Source organism: Thermostichus sp. OS-CIW-31 (assembly GCF_054060305.1).
Map to the genome: position 1 here is coordinate 135900 of NZ_JBSSDA010000002.1, position 15401 is coordinate 151300.

Here is a 15401-nt window from a genome sequence, read left to right on the forward strand (position 1 = left end):
GACTGGAGCTGTTTTAGCGTTTTAGCTCTGTGTTGCCCCATGCGCCCCACACCTGAGTTGGCGGCTCTCCTGCGCCGCACCGCGGATCGTATCCAATCCCAACACTGGGGCTTCTGGGACTGGGAGTATTGTTGGCGGGACAGCACCCGCTGCAATTGCGGCCTGCTGGTGCGAGAAGCCCTGGGATGGAACCGGCACCAATTGAGCCTGCGCATTCACCGCGGCACCTGGCGCTCCATTGCCCAAACCGCCTACCGAACTGCTGCCCTGGCCCTGCGGGATCCCTGGCAACCGGAAGGGCGCTGCGAGTCCACGGGCCTACGGCTGGGGTACGTGTTTGAGAAAATGGCAGAGCTGGGGTTTGACCAACCGGAAGACTTTGCCGCCCTGGAAGAGCTGAGCCACCCCGTCATCCTGGCCCGCCTGGCAGAAAAAGGTGTGGAGCCAGCACAGCGCGACCAGGCGATCCATGTGGCGCTTTACATGCGGGAACTGGCGGACTGGATTGACGAACAACTGCAGGCGCAGGCTCAGATCAGCCGCTTGAGCCAACCTTTGCCCAAAACACCAGGGATCCTCGTCCAACAGTCGGTGCACCTTACTTGAGGAACTCAGTTGCCTTCCTCTACCATCACCACATGGGCAGGGATCCCAGGGGGAAGAGCCTTGCAGCCGGACAAAAAGGCCAGCTCGATTAAGAAGGCAAATCCCCCCACCTCAGCGCCGCTCTGGGCCACCAATTGGGCGGTGGCAGCGGCTGTACCCCCGGTGGCAATGACATCATCCACGATCAACACCCGCTCTCCAGGCCGCAGGGCGTGGGCGTGCAGTTGGAGCTGGTCTTGGCCGTATTCCAGGCTGTAGGTCTGGCTGAGCACCGGCGGCGGCAGTTTGCCTGGCTTGCGAACCGGGACAAAGCCCAAGCCCAGGTGTTGTGCCAAAGCAGCCCCTAAAATGAACCCCCGCGACTCGATGCCGACCACATAATCTAGGGATCCCATGCCGGTGGTGCCGGCGGCCAACTGTTCAATAGCCGCCCGGAAGCCTGCCGGATCCTGCAGCAGGGGGGTCATATCCCGAAAGAGGATGCCGGGTCTGGGAAAATCGGGCACCAAGCGAATGAGGGCTCGCAGATCCATCCTGTTTTCCTCGCTGGCCAGTGGCTTGCTGTTCGCGTTAGCGGGACGGAGTCCTCAAAGGACGCTCCAAGCAACCCATCATACTCGGTTAGCTAATGGGCAGATGGGATCCCTTTTGGTCAGTCGAGCAACGGGGAAGATTTTTTATAATTGGCAAGGCTAGGGGCCGCGGCTCACCTGGTCACCCATCTGTGAACTCGGAGACTTCTCATGCGCTACTACATGGCCATCGACTCCAATCCCCTAGCCAGTTTGCCGCTGGCTCTGTTTGGGGTGAGCAGCGAGGCGGCCTATGTCGATCTGCTGCAGGACAAGCTCATTGTGCGGGCGGGCAGCCTGTTCAACGAGACGTTCTCCTTGAGCGAGTTGGGGCGAGGGGAGCGCTTTCCCTGGCCCTGGTACTACGGGGTGGGCGTGCGCACCGATTTTCAGGGGATCGTTGGCCCGGTCACCAGCACCCAAGGGGTAATTGCCATTCCACTGGTGCAGGAAAAGCCTCTTTTTATTCCGTTGCTGGGGCCGGTGGGGCTGCAAGTGCCCTGCAAAAAGCTGGTCTTCAGCCTCAAAGATCCAGACACCTTCCTGGCCAACTTCAATCAGGGTCGCCCAGAGGTGAACGCCGGCCCGAAGAGTGTGGTGATTGAGTAGATGGGGATCCCTGTGAAACCTGAGAGACGGCGGCCTGTCAAGAGCCTACAGAGATCCCCCAGGGGTTGGGGTGACAGGCCCAGAAGCAACGCGGCTTATGCGACGCAAGCCCGGCAAGCCGGCATCCACCACCACCACACTGCCATCCGCTAAGACTACCAAGCCGGCAGGCTGCTCAAACCGGGCCACCGAGGTGGGGCCATCCTGCCAACCGCGCTGATTCTGTCCGGCCAAGGTGGAAACTTGTCCCCCAGGCTGAAGACGACGAATGCGATGGTTATCTCGGTCGGCCACCCAGAGGTTGCCTGCCGCATCGAAGGCCAGCCCCCCCAGGGTTTGAAAACGGGCCTCTGCCAGGGGGCCATCCCGATAGCCTGGCTCTGCCCCGGAGAGGGTGGTCACTCGTCCGCCAGCAGAGAGCCGGCGCAGGCGATGTCCATCGGCAATCCAGAGGTTCCCCTCCTTATCCACCGCCAGAGCCGTGGGCTGCAGGAGCTGGGCCTGTTCTGCTGGGCCATCGACGGATCCCGGCTGGCCGGTGCCGGCAACCGTGGTCACTTCACCTGCAGGGGTGATGCGGCGGATGCGGCGATTGGCGCGGTCGGCAACGTAGAGGCTGCCATCTGAACCCAAAGCCAGCCCAGATGGCTCCCGGAACTGAGCTCGGTCAAGCCCCCCATCTCGGTATCCGGCTATACAAGTGCCGGCAAAGGTGCTCACCTGTCGTTGCAGGTTGATATAGCGCAGGCAATGGTTGCCGCTGTCGGCCACCCACAATCCCCCCTTGGGATCCCAGAGCAGCCCCTGTGGGGAGTCAAACTGAGCTTGATTGGCTGCTCCGTCGCGGCGGCCTGCTTGGCCTGTGCCGGCCCAAACTTCCAATTCCCCCTCTGGAGACAGCCGGAAGATGCGGTGCTGGGCTCTATCGGCTAAATAGAAGGCTCCTTCAGGATCCACAGCAATGCCGCTGATTTGCTGCAGGTAGATCCTGGACTCGGTGCCGGTGTTATCAGGGGCGTTGCCGACAGGATCTGCCGCGGGCGAGGTGCGGCCATCCAGCAAAGTTTCCACCACCCAGGCCGATGCTGCCGGAGCAGTGGGGGTGGGAGAGGGGCTGGGGGAAGGAGTAGCGGCAGGCCAATCGTAGACCAGAGTGCCCAACCCTTGCCCGGAAGCATCCGCAACAGCAACCCAAACTGAGCCGGAAAGAGAAGAAGGCGGCATCACCACCAAACGGTCACCGCTGCGGGAGCGAATTTCCCCCCTCAGGATGCGCTCGGGATTGGCTGCTGCAGCAAAGAGAACTGTTTCCACCCGCTCCAAATTTTCCCCTGAGAGCAGCAACGGCTGGCCAAGGGTGGGCGCTGCCGAGCTGGTGTGCAGCAGCGGTACCCCCACCTCAGAGAGCACCAACATCGAAAGGCGGCGCTGGCGCTCTGTGTCTTGGGGAGGACGATTGACACTGCCAGAACTCCCAGAGCGGACAGAAAGGGTCAGGGATCCCTTCCCCTGCGCCAGAGTGGTGGATCCCCGATAGGCGATGGCGCTGAGCTCCGCTTCTCCGGCAGGGGGGTTGGTGAAGGTGAAGGTGGCCGGTTGCCCTGGGCGCAGAGGGGCAGTGGCGGTTTGGCGATAGGTGCCCAGGGTAATGCTCAGGTCGATCCCTTCCACCCCTGGCCAGGTGGGGGTGCGAGCCAGCCAGCGATCCACCTCTGAGGCCGGTAGCTGGGCCACCAGATCGGATCCCTGTTCCTGGAGCAGCAGAACGATGCGGTTGCTGGGCACCGACAAGCCGGCCTGACGCGCTTGCTCGAAAGTCAGAGAAAGCGGGGAGAGAGGGAGAGGAGTTGGGGTTGAAACCGGCTGTAGGGCCGCAGGGGGAAGAACGCTGGGAGACAGACTAGAAGAAGGAAACTCGCCACAGCCTGAGAGAGCCAGCACCAAGGCACTCAGCGCAGGCCAAGGTAGCGGTGTCAGGGAAGCCCGTCGTGGCATGATGCAGCTCATCCCCTCCCACAAACTGGGAAATGGCGGAAACCCAAACCCCCACGCTTACCTTCATCAGCGTACAAACCGGCGAGAATTGCCCAGCACCCTCTCTGCCGCAGGAGCCACCTCGACCAATGCCTTGGCCCCTGAACCGCATTCCTATTCATGACCAACCATCCTCACCCGCAGGTGAGTCGCACTCCTCACTCCATCTATCCTTACTCAAATCCCCACCGAAAGACCAGATAGCAGTTTCAGCGGCCAGGAAATCATCCAGGCCATAGCGGTAGCGCTGTAAGTCGATGCTGCCCGCGTTCGCCCGGTTCGGCTATAGAGTGGGGACAGGCCACTCTCGCGGATGAATCAAGTAGACGGTACCCCCGGAGTGCTCCAGCCACAACGACTCTAGCTGTTCGCGGCGGTAGGTACGGCGAACCTCTTCGTTGGTTTTGGCCGCCGGATCGTGGACGATGGGATCCCCATGGCTAAACTGCTCCGCACCGCTGCCGCGAGCAAACCCCACCAGCACCGCCAGATGGCCGTTGCTTCTGGGAATTGGCGCCCCTTCCAGTTCTCCCTCACCCCAAGCATAGCTGAGGACCACCGGAACCCCTGCCGCGATCCAGGCTTCTGCTTGGGCCAAGCTCTCCAGCCGCGCCACCACGCCGGACAAACCCTGCTCGGCAGCATGGGCGACGTTGAAAACCCAGTTGCCATGGCCGTCGTAGACCCGGTCGTACACACCGGCCACCGCTGCGCGCACCAACACCTCACAGGGGCGGGGATCCCGCTTCCAGTAGGCCATCACCATCGCCAAAGAGGTGGGGCTACACCAGACTTCTCCCCCATCGGGGTACACCATCTGGGAGCACCAAGGCAGATCCAAGATTTTGCCCCAGCGGCTGGGATCCCCAGGGGATAGGCGGCTGGGCCTGACCGGCTCGTTGGAAATGGCAACTGCCACCTGATCCACAACGGCAGAACGGCCTGGCTCTTGCGTGAACAGGCGCACCCTGACCTGGAAGGCTTCTGCTCCGTTGAGGGTATCCTTGAGCACCAGCAAGTCCGTGTACAGGTTGCCATCCTCATCCCCTTGTCCTTGCACTGAGTGGCTGGCCAGAGTCAAGGGATCCGCAGCCCATACCCCGCCGTGATACCACTTTGTCCAGCGGTCTGAAAGCTTGGCCCGAATCCACAGTTCCAACCAGGTGCCGGGGGGCGTGGTGGCATTCCAGGAAGCGATTGCCCCGACCATAGGGAAGCTGGTGGGGACTGCTGGGCTGGTGGCTTCTCCCACCCAGTAGGGGCCAAGGGGATAGAAAGGGCGCCCCCGTTCGCGTAAGCGGTGCGGAGCATTATCGCGTAAGCGGGACGGAGTCCTTAGCGCCACCTCAGGCTCTTCAAGGCTGACTTCTTGCCGCAAACCCTCTGGATCCAAGACCAATTGCCCTCGGGCGTTCAGGCAGATCCCTTGGGTTGACCAGTCCTGAAACCCCTGAGCTTCTCCTGCCCGCCAGCGCTGAAACCCGGTGCGATAGGTGGAGTGGGTCTGGGCTTGCATCGTCAAGAGTCCTGGAGAAGTTGGGACAGGCTGGGCCAACGTGGGCAACCCGAGCAAGAGCAGCACAACCCCACTGACCAGCCCAGGCAGCCCCTGCCGTTCGCGTAAGCGGGACGGAGTCCTTTAGCCACTGCCTTCTGCGAGCATTGTCCGCCTGCCTCCACTAATAGCGCGACACCGCCGGATGTCCACCAATGTACCAGCGCCAGGGGATCTCGGCTCCTTGGGTGATGCCGATGCGGGTGGTTTGGACGATGGACAACTGCGTTTGCCAAGAGGGGGATCCCTCCAGCCAAATGCCTTCCTGGCCGGCTTCCGCCCGCTCTAGCCGCCAGCCGTTGTGGGATCCGTCGATGCGCAGGGCTTGACAGAGCAGGCCCGGCCCCGCCGCCGCCCGTGCTGGCTGATTCTGTTTGTTGGCCGGGATCCAGTCTGGCAGGCGATCCAACTGAGCTGCCCGGATCAGAACCGCCGCCGGGATCCCTTCTGGCTCGGTAACGATATTTAGACAGTGGTAGAGGCCGTAGATGCGATAGATGTAGAGATGCCCTGGCGGGCCAAACATGACCTGGTTACGTTGGGTCTTGCGGCGGTAGGCATGGCAGGCCGGATCCCCAGCCGTGTAGGCCTCCGTCTCTACGATCTGGGCCCGCACCTGCAGCCCATCGGCAAATTGCCGCACCAGAACCATGCCCAGCAAGGCAGGTGCCACCAGCGGGGCCGGCTGGCTCAACCACTCCACAGCGTCCACGGCAGGCTTGGCAGCCCTCAGCCCCCAGCAACGGCAGGGACGATGCTCACCTCATCCCCATCTTGCAGAGGGGTGTCACATCCCTTGAGGAAGCGAATGTCTTCGCTGTTCACATAAAAGTTGACGAAGCGGCGCAATTCCCCCTTCTCATCGCACAGCCGCGCCTTAATCCCCGGACAGCGTTGTTCCAAAGCATCCAGCAATTCGCGGATGGTGGATCCCTCGCAATTCACCACCCCCTGATCCTGGGTGAGCACCCGCAGCGTGTTGGGAATCAGCACCTTGACTGCCATAGCCCAATGCCTCGTCCATTAACCAACATCAAAAAACTAGGGTAGCAGCACCCCATCGATGCCGTGAATCACGCCGTTGGAAACTGGAATATCCGCCAGGTTCACGTTAGCCCCGTTGACCCGGATGCTGCCATCGGATCCCACCTGCACCTGCAGCGGCAGCCCTGCCAAGGTGGTCAGAGTGGTCGATTGGCCGGGCCGCAGGTCAAACGAGGTAATCCGCCCCGGCACCACATGATACGTGAGAATGCGGGTGAGCTGAGCCCGGCTGGCCGGCTGCAACAGCGTCTCCACCGTACCCGGCGGCAGTTGCCCAAAGGCCACATCGGAAGGGGCAAAGACCGTGAACGGCCCCGGCCCTGCCAACGCCGTATTCAGGCCCGTCGCCCGCAAAGCTGCCGCCAGCGTCGAGTAGCTGCTGGGCAAAGTTTCCAGCTCAACGGCAATGGTGTTTAGCCCTTGAGGCTGGGCCGCAGGAGCAAAGACAAGCGGGGCCACTACAGCCGCCAACGGGATCCAACGGCGAACAAGGCGTTGAACAGAAGGAAAGATAGGCATTGTGCAAAGCTCCTGAGCCAATAGGTCTACGCCAGGGATCTTAACAGTTCTTCATTAAGATTCTGCTAAGAGGCAATGGAGAGGGTCTTCCCTGCAAACCGAGTTCATACTGATGCCTCCTGCCAGTCCAGCCGCTCCAGGGTGCGGGCCCGCTCCAAAGCCTGTTCAAAGCTCTCCAGCCTGGGCGAGATCACCAGCGGATGGCCTACGTGGGGTTGAACCGCCTCCTGGGTCTTCAGGCCGTTGCCGGTAATGTAGGCTACTGTAACCGCCTCCGGATCGATTTGACCGGATTCTGCCAGGTGTTTGAGCACGGCAATGGTGGTGCCGCCGGCGGTTTCGGTGAAGATGCCTTCGGTCTCGGCCAGGAGCTTAATGCCGGCGATGATCTCGGGATCCGTGGCCGTTGCGATCTGCCCACCGGTTCTGCGGGCAATGTCCAGGGCGTAGATCCCGTCGGCAGGGTTGCCGATGGCGATGGATTTGGCGATGGTATTGGGCTTAACCGGAGTGACAAAATCCCGTCCCTCGCGGAAGGCTTGGGCAATGGGCGAACATCCCTGCGCCTGGGCGCCGTGGAAGGTGACCGGCTTATCCGCCACCAGCCCCACCTTCACAAACTCCTGGAAGCCTTTATAAACCTTGGTGTACAGGGATCCCGAGGCCAATGGGATCACCACCTGATCCGGCAGTTGCCAGCCCAGTTGCTCCACCACCTCGTAGGCCAGGGTTTTGGAGCCTTCCGAGTAGTAGGGGCGCAGGTTGATATTGACGAAGCCCCAGCCGTAGCGATCCGCCACCTCGGCGCAGAGGCGGTTCACCTGGTCGTAGTTGCCCTCCACCGCCATGACGGTGGGGTTGTAAATCAGGGATCCCAGCACTTTGCCCGCTTCTAAGTCCGCCGGGATGAAGATGGTGCAGTCCAAGCCGGCGTGGGCGGCAATAGCAGCGGTGGAGTTGGCCAGATTGCCCGTGCTGGCGCAGGAAACGGTGGTAAAACCCAGCTCCTTGGCGCGGGTCAGCGCCACCGACACCACCCGATCCTTGAAGCTAAGGGTGGGCATGTTGACGGCATCGTTCTTGATGTAAAGATTTTTTAACCCCAGCCGCCGACCCAGCCGCTCCGCCTTAACCAGCGGGGTCATGCCGGTGCCCACATCGATGGGCTTTTCAGAAGTTACTGGCAGAAAAGGCCGATAGCGCCAGATAGACAGCGGCCCAGCTTGGATGCTCTGCCGGCTGACGCTGTGCCTCAGCCAGTCGTAGTCATAAGCCACTTCGAGGGGGCCGAAACACAGCTCACAAACATGCTTGGCGACCGGCTCATACTCGGCGCCACACTCCCGACAGCGCAAACGGCTGAAGCCCACCTTGGAGCTGTGCAAGGCAGAGGCCAACGGGGAATCGGCAGGGCTGAGCGGGTGTTGCGAAAGGGTTTGGGACATGGGCAGCCTCAAGGTGAAGGAAAGGGTGGGCGCTGGATTGAACTTACCTATCGTTGGGGGGAATCTTATCACCCGCAATCTGCCGCGTCAACTAAACCCGACTAAAATGGTCTGGATTAGATCCGGTTGAGGATAATGGAATCGGTGCTTGGCTCTCTCAGGCGGGCTGTCTGGTGTTTGTATGAGCCGCAACATCCCTTGGGCGACTCTGCCCTTTCCTCTGGGATCCCCTGCTATCGGCAGCCTTGGGGGAGCTGATCCCAGCGCCCTGAGGTCTCTTCAACTCTTCAATCAGGTGACTTAGGCTGGGAACTGAGCCTCTACCCAACTTTATTTCCCAGGGCAACAGAAAACTTTCCCTACTGCTCTGCCTGCCTCAGGCCGGTCGCAAATAACCCTATCCGTTGCCGCCATCGCTAAGCTGGATAAGCGAGCTGAAATAACCTGAAAATTAAAAGACCGGGGATCCCGGCTATTCATTTTGGAATTGCCACCCTATGCTCAGAGTTGGACGGGACAGCATTGATTTTCTCGATCACTACGATGTGGTGGTGGTCGGCGGGGGGCACTCCGGCTGCGAGGCAGCGTTGGCAGCAGCGCGGCTGGGCTGTAACACCCTCATGCTGACGTTGAATCTGGACAAGATCGCCTGGCAACCCTGTAACCCTGCCGTCGGCGGCCCGGCCAAATCGCAGCTGGTGCACGAAATCGATGCCCTCGGCGGCGAGATGGGCAAAGTTACCGACCGCACCTATTTGCAAAAGCGGGTGCTCAACCGTTCGCGGGGGCCGGCGGTGTGGGCGCTGCGGGCGCAAACCGACAAAAGGGAATATGCGCGGGTGATGCGCTCGGTGGTGGAAAACCAGCCTAACCTGACGATTCGCGAGGGCACTGTCACCGATTTGGTGTTGGGGCGCAACGACGAGGTGGTGGGCGTGGTCACCCATTTCGGCACCATCTTCGGCTGTCGGGCGGTGATCCTGACCACCGGTACGTTTTTGGGGGGGCGCATCTGGATTGGTCGCCACTGGCAAGCTGCCGGACGGGCAGGGGAATTTGCCGTGGAAGGGCTGACCGACACCCTGCGCCAACTGGGCTTTGAAACGGGCCGGCTGAAAACCGGCACCCCTGCCCGCGTGGATCGGCGCAGCGTGGATTTTTCGGTCATGGAGCGGCAACCGGGGGATCCCGATGTGCGCTGGTTTAGCTTCGACCCCGAGGTGTGGGTGCCAAGGGAGCAGATGGATTGCTACTTGACCCGCACCACCCCAGAGACCCACCGCATCATCCGGGAAAATCTCCACGAAACCCCCGTCTATGGCGGCTGGGTAGAGGCCAAAGGGCCCCGCTATTGCCCCAGCATCGAAGATAAAATTGTCCGCTTTGCCGACAAGGAAAGCCATCAGATTTTTATCGAACCGGAAGGGCGGGATCTGCCGGAGCTCTACATCCAGGGGTTCTCCACGGGGATGCCTGAGAAAATCCAGATCCAGATGTTGCGCTCCTTGCCTGGCCTGGAGCGGTGCGTCATGCTGCGGCCTGCCTATGCGGTGGAATACGACTATCTGCCGGCCACCCAGCTCTACCCCACTCTGATGACCAAAAAGGTGCAGGGGTTGTTTTGCGCCGGCCAGATCAACGGCACCACCGGCTACGAAGAGGCGGCAGCTCAGGGGCTCATAGCCGGGATCAACGCCGCCCGCCTGGTTCAAGGCAAGCCCCTGGTCACCCTGCCGCGGGAGTCCAGCTACATCGGCACCCTCATCGACGATCTCTGCACCAAAGAACTGCGGGAGCCCTACCGCATGCTCACCAGCCGCTCCGAATACCGCCTCATCCTGCGCTCCGACAATGCCGACCAACGGCTCACCCCCCTGGGGCGAGAATGGGGCTTGATCGATGACCGGCGCTGGGCCCTGTTCCAAGCCAAGCAAGCCCGTATCGCAGCCGAAATTCAACGGCTGGAAACGCAGCGGGTGAAGGCCCACGACCTGGCCGGCATCCAACTAAGCCAACTGACGGGGCAGGGGATCAAGGGATCCGCCACCCTGGCCGAGATCTTGCGCCGCAACCAGATTCACTACTCCGATCTCCTGGAACTGGGGCTGGGGGATGCGGAGCTGGATCCCTTTGAGCAGGAGGCGGCAGAGATTGCCGTCAAATACAGCGGCTACATCCAGCGGCAGCAGAGCCAAATTGAGCAGGTGAGCAAGCAGTACCACCGCCCTCTGCCCCCCGATCTGGACTACCACTCCATCCCCACCCTCTCCAAAGAGTCGCGGGATAAGCTCTCGGCGGTGCGCCCGCTAACCGTGGGCCAGGCGGCCCGCATCGGCGGTGTCAACCCCGCCGACATCAACGCGCTGCTCATCTACCTGGAAGTGAGGCAACGTCAGAGGACGGCTGCGGCAGATCCCGTCTGTTCTTCTGTATGAGCTCCGCCCCCACCCAGGTAGAGGGAAGGGATCCCTTCCAGGGGCAGGCGAGAGGCCACCCCCAGCTCCAGCGGCGAGACCTCCCCTCTCAGCCAATGGCAGAGACCAGCCGCCCCGATCATGGCCGCATTGTCGGTACAAAGGGCAATCGGCGGGATCACCACCCGCAACCCCTTTTGCCGGGCTGCTTCCCTGAGGCGGGCCCTCAGCTCCCGATTGGCAGCCACCCCTCCGGTCAGCAGCAGTGTCGAGAGGCCCAGCGCTTCGGCACAGGCCACCGCTTTTTGGGCAAGTGCACCGGTCAGGCGGGCTTGAAAGCTGGCGGCAATATCGGCAATGGGCAACTCCTGGCCCTCTTGCCGCAACTGCTGTACTAGGCGCAACACCGCCGTTTTTAGGCCACTGAAGCTGCTGTCGTAGGGATGATCCACTTTGCCCTCTGGCAGCGGGAACCGCTCTGGATCCCCCTGCTGGGCCCAACGGTCGATCTGCGGCCCCCCCGGGTAGCCCAGCCCCAACAGCCGCGCCACCTTATCAAATGCCTCGCCGGCAGCATCGTCGCGGGTGCGGCCCACCGTCTGGTAGTCCCCGTAGTCCTTCATCCAAATCAGGCTGGTATGGCCTCCCGATACCAAAAGGCATAGGCAGGGGGGGCGCAAATCGGGCTCTGCCAAGAAGCCGCTGAAGAGATGGCCCTCCAGATGATGCACCCCGATCAGGGGCTTGTCGTAAAGCAAAGCCAGGGTCTTGGCCCCCATCAGCCCCACCAGCAGGGATCCCACCAGGCCCGGCGCACAGGTTACGGCAATGGCATCTACCTCGGCCACCTCCAATCCTGCCTGTTGCAGAGCCCTCTCCAGCACAAAGGGCAAGGTTTCTACATGCTGACGAGAGGCCACCTCCGGCACCACCCCCCCGTAAGCAGCATGAAGGTCGATTTGGCTGGCCACCACGGAGCTGAGCTGCCGTGGGGCAAACCCCGGCCAGGCTGCATCCGCCGCCACCACAGCCACAGCCGTTTCGTCACAACTGGTTTCGATGGCAAGGACGCGGGGCATGGGAGAGCAAGCTGGGGAAAGGAATAGGAAAGCCTTGGGATCCTTAAATTAAGAATTGTGTGAGCTAAAACTCAGGATCCGTCGGGGCGAGGCGCTCAGGAGTATGATACTAACCGTTTAGTGCCTGTTGCTGCACTTAGCATCCCTTAGCATTTGGACAGATCCTAGACCCCTACCTCAAGGACACATCCTGCTATGCGAACCTTTTTAAGCCTTCTTTTGGCCCTTTGCATCGCGCTTGGCCTCGCCCAATCTGTGCAGGCAGAGCCCTTGATCGGTCTGAAACCTTGCAGCGAAGTTCCCGCCTTTCAGGCCCTGATGAACGAACGCCTGAGCAGCCTAGAGGAGAAGATCCTCAACGCCAGCCCTGCTATGGCCCCTGTTTACCAGCAAAAGCTGGCCCAAACCAGCAAGCGCTTTGAGCGCTACAGCAAGCTGCTCTGCGGCGAAGAGGGCCTGCCCCACCTGGTTACGGATGGTCGGTTGAACCATGCGGGCGAGTTTCTCATCCCCGGCTTGCTTTTTCTCTACATCGCCGGTTGGCTGGGCTGGGCAGGGCGCTCTTATCTGATTGCCGTGCGGAATAGCGACGAACCGGAGATGAAAGAAAGCATCATCGACGTTCCCTTGGCGCTGCGCTGTTTCCTCACGGCTTTGGCTTGGCCTGCTGCTGCTTTCAAGGAGATTGCCAGCGGCGAAATTCAAGAGCCGGAAGCGGCTGTGCCCATCTCGCCCCGCTGAGGAGCTGAGCCCGGCTTTCTAACTCGATTTATTTAACTTTTGAGAGGCGTCTATGGCTGATTTCACCAAGTTTCTCACCACTGCTCCGGTGGCATTTATCCTGTTTTCCAGCTTTGTTTTTGCCCTGTTCATCGAGATCAATCGCTTCTTCCCCGACATTTTGACGTTCTGAGTGTAGGCCAGGGATCCCCAGCGCAACCTACGCCCGGTGGGATCCCTGCTTTTTTAGGCTTTTTTCCATCCTCCTTTGAACTGGACACAGAGTTGCTGAAATGGTCGAACCCAATGCCGATCCTGCTCCGTTGAATAGGTTGAACATGAATAAGGGATACGTCACCGTCCCTGAGGGAGATCCGCAAATTGGGGATCTCTGGACACCGATCAACCACGCGCCTGTTGTCCGGCTGTTGATCGACTGGCTGCCCATCAACCGACCGGGATTGAGTTCCATTTGGCGGGGCTTGGAAATCGGTATGGCCCACGGCTATTGGCTGGTAGGCCCCTTTGCCAAGCTGGGGCCGCTGCGCAACGAGCCCATCGGTCTGCTGAGCGGCTTTTTGGGAGCCTGTGGCCTGATCTTGATTCTGACGGCGGCCCTTTCTCTCTACGGCACTGTCACTTCGCAGCGCAACATAGGGCCGGTAGGGGGATCCCAATCTTGGAGCGAATTGGCTGCCGGCTTCTTGGTAGGGGGCATGGGGGGGGCGGTCGTCGCCTACCTGCTTTTGCTGAATGCAGATCTCCTTGTCCCCGCATCTTAACTGGAGCTATTGGCCATCCGTTGGATCATCCACAACGTCTTTAATCGCTTCTCGAGCATCCTCGACTCCAGGGTGGGTGGCTGCCTTTGTTTGCTCGGCCTTACCTTCCAGCCTTTCACGCTGATCGCTGGCCAGCTCACCCACAATTTCTTGGATTTTGCTCTCCAGATTCTTGGCAGTAACTCCAACTGGCTTTTCAAGGCTCATAACATCAGCCCCTTAACCGGCTTTGCCCTGTCTACTCGATAGCACCTTTTCTCTCTGGGCCTCGTGATCCAAATCACCTGCAAGGGGGGAAAGAGCGCGAGTCAGGCTAGCAGACCAGAGGAAGCTTGTCTTAGCATGGACTGAATCCTGCAATGAGCCGATGACAGCGGTTCTAGACATTTTTTCTGCCTATCTTTCGTGAGCTGCTGTGAACGATCTGCTGTTCGAGCCCACTTCCGAAAGGCCCTCCTTGGCCGAGATTCGCCGCCTATCGCCCGCAGCCTTGGCCTACTTGGGAGACGCCATTTACGAACTGCATGTGCGGCGGCAACGGCTATTTCCTCCGGATCGACTGGAGCGCTATCATCAGCAGGTGGTGAGGCGGGTGCGCGGCTCGGCTCAGGCTAAGCTGCTGTTGGCCCTGTTGCCCCATCTCAACCCCGAAGAGCAGGAAATTGTCCGCTGGGGTCGCAATGGCTGCGGTCGCCCACCCCGGCATCTGCCTCTGGCCGATTACCAAAACGCCAGCGGCCTGGAAACAGTTCTGGGCTATCTCTACCTGGCCAATCCCGAACGGCTGCGCCATATCCTCGCCCTCACTGATGTTTTGGCTGAGACCCTAGGCGAGTGGGAAGGTTAGGATAGTCTTTCCGTCTTTCCATCTTCCACGCCCATGCCCAAGACTTCTCAGCGCAAACCTGCTTCACGGCTGTCTCGCTCGGGCAAACTGCAGCCGCGAAGGGCAGGGCAATCCGTTAGCAAGCGGGTACAGCGGCCCAAACGCCGAGACGGGGATCCCAAGCTTGCCACCCAAGAGGCTCCGGTGAAGCCGATCCGCCGCAACGCACAGCGGCAGTGGCCCCAGGGCAAGGTGGCTCCTCAACCAGTAGGCGAGCTGGATCCCGGCCTCTCTACTGGCGAGACAGGGATCTTGCCAGGGGAAGTTCAGCCTCAGGCCGACGGGAATCCGCAGACCGAGCTGGAGCAAGAGATTATCTACGGTCGCCAGACAGTACTGGCTGCTTTGAAAAGTCAAGCCACCCTCAATCGGGTTTGGATCTTGCCGAAGTTGCGCTACAGCCCCCAATTTTTGTCTCTGTTGGAAGAAGCCAAAGCGCGGGGCACCGTTATCGACGAAGTGTCTCCAAAGCGGCTGAACGCCCTCACGGCTGGCGCCAACCACCAGGGTATCGCTGCCCAAGCCACGCCTTATCAGTACGTGGCCCTGGAGGATTTGGTGGAAAGAAGCCGGCAGGCCAGCCCCAATCCAGTGCTGGTAGTCCTAGACGGGATCCAGGATCCCCATAACTTGGGAGCCATTGCCCGTAGTGTGGAGGCTTTTGGCATGCAGGGGATGGTGATCCCACAACGGCGGGCAGCAGGGGTAACCTCGACGGTGATGAAGGTAGCGGCGGGAGCCCTCTCCACCTTGCCGGTGGCGCGGGTGGTGAATTTGAATCGGGCTTTGGAATACCTCAAAGAGCAGGGGTTTTGGGTTTATGGCACCACCAGCCGAGGGACTGACCTCATCTATAGAGCCGATTTTCAACGGCCCATTGCCTTGGTGGTGGGATCCGAGGGGGAAGGGATTAGCCTGCTCACACAGCGCCATTGTGACCAACTGCTGTCCATTCCCTTGGCAGGCCGTACTGAAAGCTTGAATGCTTCTGTGGCCGCCGGCATTGCCCTCTACGAAATCCACCGGCAGCGCTCTCCCCACCACCTCAAACGCCCTGAGGTTGATACATTCCTCAACAAATCGTCAATAAAAGTAGTAGAATCTAGGGGATTGCAAAAGGACATCCAATGATTGCT

At 60.6% G+C, this 15401-nt stretch carries 17 protein-coding genes; 8 read left to right on the top strand and 9 right to left on the bottom strand.

Translation table 11 applies throughout. From position 1 onward, the window contains the following. Positions 1-39: 39 nt before the first annotated feature. On the top strand, positions 40-606 hold the full coding sequence (locus ACVWY9_RS02035) for a hypothetical protein (RefSeq protein WP_457387352.1): 567 nt from the start codon (positions 40-42) through the stop codon (positions 604-606). Positions 607-611: 5 nt separating this feature from the next. Here the strand turns inward: ACVWY9_RS02035 and ACVWY9_RS02040 are convergent, their stop codons facing one another. Next, positions 612-1139 (bottom strand): adenine phosphoribosyltransferase, encoded by a 528-nt coding sequence (locus ACVWY9_RS02040; RefSeq protein ID WP_011434353.1) that lies wholly within the window; start codon positions 1137-1139, stop codon positions 612-614. Positions 1140-1349: 210 nt separating this feature from the next. On the opposite strand from ACVWY9_RS02040, the gene ACVWY9_RS02045 reads away from it, so the two are divergent. Continuing rightward, a complete protein-coding gene (locus tag ACVWY9_RS02045; protein WP_011434354.1) occupies positions 1350-1787 on the top strand; it encodes a hypothetical protein in 438 nt (145 codons plus the stop codon). Positions 1788-1832: 45 nt separating this feature from the next. On the opposite strand, the gene ACVWY9_RS02050 is transcribed toward ACVWY9_RS02045, so the two are convergent. The 6 genes from ACVWY9_RS02050 to thrC all read right to left on the bottom strand — a co-directional run bounded on the left by ACVWY9_RS02050 (position 1833) and on the right by thrC (position 8384). Further along, complete coding sequence (locus ACVWY9_RS02050; RefSeq protein ID WP_457387353.1) at positions 1833-3782, bottom strand: NHL repeat-containing protein; 1950 nt, start codon at positions 3780-3782, stop codon at positions 1833-1835. A gap of 322 nt (positions 3783-4104) precedes the next feature. Continuing rightward, positions 4105-5337 (bottom strand): peptidase C39 family protein, encoded by a 1233-nt coding sequence (locus ACVWY9_RS02055; protein ID WP_457387354.1) that lies wholly within the window; start codon positions 5335-5337, stop codon positions 4105-4107. A gap of 163 nt (positions 5338-5500) precedes the next feature. Beyond that, entirely contained in the window at positions 5501-6079 is a 579-nt protein-coding gene (locus ACVWY9_RS02060) for a DNA-3-methyladenine glycosylase (RefSeq protein WP_011434357.1), read from the bottom strand. 26 nt (positions 6080-6105) lie between these two features. Then, positions 6106-6381: a ubiquitin-like small modifier protein 1 gene (locus ACVWY9_RS02065; protein WP_457387355.1), complete on the bottom strand. Its 276-nt coding sequence runs from the start codon at positions 6379-6381 to the stop codon at positions 6106-6108. Between the two features lie 36 nt (positions 6382-6417). Beyond that, positions 6418-6939: a fasciclin domain-containing protein gene (locus ACVWY9_RS02070; RefSeq protein WP_011434359.1), complete on the bottom strand. Its 522-nt coding sequence runs from the start codon at positions 6937-6939 to the stop codon at positions 6418-6420. Positions 6940-7043: 104 nt separating this feature from the next. After that, positions 7044-8384, bottom strand: coding sequence for a threonine synthase (gene thrC / locus ACVWY9_RS02075; protein WP_457387356.1), 1341 nt, complete (start codon positions 8382-8384; stop codon positions 7044-7046). Positions 8385-8881: 497 nt separating this feature from the next. On the opposite strand from thrC, the gene mnmG reads away from it, so the two are divergent. After that, positions 8882-10819: a tRNA uridine-5-carboxymethylaminomethyl(34) synthesis enzyme MnmG gene (gene mnmG, locus ACVWY9_RS02080; protein ID WP_457387357.1), complete on the top strand. Its 1938-nt coding sequence runs from the start codon at positions 8882-8884 to the stop codon at positions 10817-10819. Here the strand turns inward: mnmG and tsaD are convergent. Then, the gene (tsaD, locus tag ACVWY9_RS02085; RefSeq protein WP_414408198.1) at positions 10777-11877 is read right to left on the bottom strand and encodes a tRNA (adenosine(37)-N6)-threonylcarbamoyltransferase complex transferase subunit TsaD; all 1101 of its coding nucleotides are present in this window, start codon (positions 11875-11877) and stop codon (positions 10777-10779) included. The genes mnmG and tsaD overlap by 43 nt on opposite strands. 195 nt (positions 11878-12072) lie before the next feature. On the opposite strand from tsaD, the gene ACVWY9_RS02090 reads away from it, so the two are divergent. From ACVWY9_RS02090 to ACVWY9_RS02100, 3 genes are all read left to right on the top strand, one after another. Further along, a complete protein-coding gene (locus ACVWY9_RS02090) occupies positions 12073-12618 on the top strand; it encodes a photosystem I reaction center subunit III (protein ID WP_011434364.1) in 546 nt (181 codons plus the stop codon). Between the two features lie 52 nt (positions 12619-12670). Further along, the gene (locus tag ACVWY9_RS02095) at positions 12671-12790 is read left to right on the top strand and encodes a photosystem I reaction center subunit IX (protein WP_011434365.1); all 120 of its coding nucleotides are present in this window, start codon (positions 12671-12673) and stop codon (positions 12788-12790) included. 100 nt (positions 12791-12890) lie between these two features. Continuing rightward, positions 12891-13379 (top strand): photosystem I reaction center protein subunit XI, encoded by a 489-nt coding sequence (locus ACVWY9_RS02100; protein WP_414332284.1) that lies wholly within the window; start codon positions 12891-12893, stop codon positions 13377-13379. 6 nt (positions 13380-13385) lie between these two features. Here the strand turns inward: ACVWY9_RS02100 and ACVWY9_RS02105 are convergent, their stop codons facing one another. After that, positions 13386-13586, bottom strand: coding sequence for a CsbD family protein (locus ACVWY9_RS02105; RefSeq protein WP_041436874.1), 201 nt, complete (start codon positions 13584-13586; stop codon positions 13386-13388). A gap of 208 nt (positions 13587-13794) precedes the next feature. Between ACVWY9_RS02105 and ACVWY9_RS02110 the strand changes: the two genes are divergently transcribed. Together ACVWY9_RS02110 and rlmB are read left to right on the top strand one after the other, a co-directional pair. Beyond that, positions 13795-14226: a ribonuclease III domain-containing protein gene (locus ACVWY9_RS02110; protein WP_011434368.1), complete on the top strand. Its 432-nt coding sequence runs from the start codon at positions 13795-13797 to the stop codon at positions 14224-14226. Between the two features lie 33 nt (positions 14227-14259). Continuing rightward, entirely contained in the window at positions 14260-15396 is a 1137-nt protein-coding gene (rlmB, locus tag ACVWY9_RS02115) for a 23S rRNA (guanosine(2251)-2'-O)-methyltransferase RlmB (RefSeq protein ID WP_457387358.1), read from the top strand. The last annotated feature ends 5 nt before the right edge of the window (positions 15397-15401 follow it).

Excerpts from the sequence above, each read along its gene's own strand:
- ACVWY9_RS02035 (WP_457387352.1), top strand. The coding sequence starts at position 40 with ATGCGCCCCACACCTGAGTTGGCGGCTCTCCTGCGCCGCACCGCGGAT.
- ACVWY9_RS02040 (WP_011434353.1), bottom strand. The coding sequence starts at position 1,139 with ATGGATCTGCGAGCCCTCATTCGCTTGGTGCCCGATTTTCCCAGACCC.
- ACVWY9_RS02045 (WP_011434354.1), top strand. The coding sequence starts at position 1,350 with ATGCGCTACTACATGGCCATCGACTCCAATCCCCTAGCCAGTTTGCCG.
- ACVWY9_RS02050 (WP_457387353.1), bottom strand. The coding sequence starts at position 3,782 with ATGCCACGACGGGCTTCCCTGACACCGCTACCTTGGCCTGCGCTGAGT.
- ACVWY9_RS02055 (WP_457387354.1), bottom strand. The coding sequence starts at position 5,337 with ATGCAAGCCCAGACCCACTCCACCTATCGCACCGGGTTTCAGCGCTGG.
- ACVWY9_RS02065 (WP_457387355.1), bottom strand. The coding sequence starts at position 6,381 with ATGGCAGTCAAGGTGCTGATTCCCAACACGCTGCGGGTGCTCACCCAG.
- ACVWY9_RS02070 (WP_011434359.1), bottom strand. The coding sequence starts at position 6,939 with ATGCCTATCTTTCCTTCTGTTCAACGCCTTGTTCGCCGTTGGATCCCG.
- thrC (WP_457387356.1), bottom strand. The coding sequence starts at position 8,384 with ATGTCCCAAACCCTTTCGCAACACCCGCTCAGCCCTGCCGATTCCCCG.
- mnmG (WP_457387357.1), top strand. The coding sequence starts at position 8,882 with ATGCTCAGAGTTGGACGGGACAGCATTGATTTTCTCGATCACTACGAT.
- tsaD (WP_414408198.1), bottom strand. The coding sequence starts at position 11,877 with ATGCCCCGCGTCCTTGCCATCGAAACCAGTTGTGACGAAACGGCTGTG.
- ACVWY9_RS02090 (WP_011434364.1), top strand. The coding sequence starts at position 12,073 with ATGCGAACCTTTTTAAGCCTTCTTTTGGCCCTTTGCATCGCGCTTGGC.
- ACVWY9_RS02095 (WP_011434365.1), top strand. The coding sequence starts at position 12,671 with ATGGCTGATTTCACCAAGTTTCTCACCACTGCTCCGGTGGCATTTATC.
- ACVWY9_RS02100 (WP_414332284.1), top strand. The coding sequence starts at position 12,891 with ATGGTCGAACCCAATGCCGATCCTGCTCCGTTGAATAGGTTGAACATG.
- ACVWY9_RS02105 (WP_041436874.1), bottom strand. The coding sequence starts at position 13,586 with ATGAGCCTTGAAAAGCCAGTTGGAGTTACTGCCAAGAATCTGGAGAGC.
- rlmB (WP_457387358.1), top strand. The coding sequence starts at position 14,260 with ATGCCCAAGACTTCTCAGCGCAAACCTGCTTCACGGCTGTCTCGCTCG.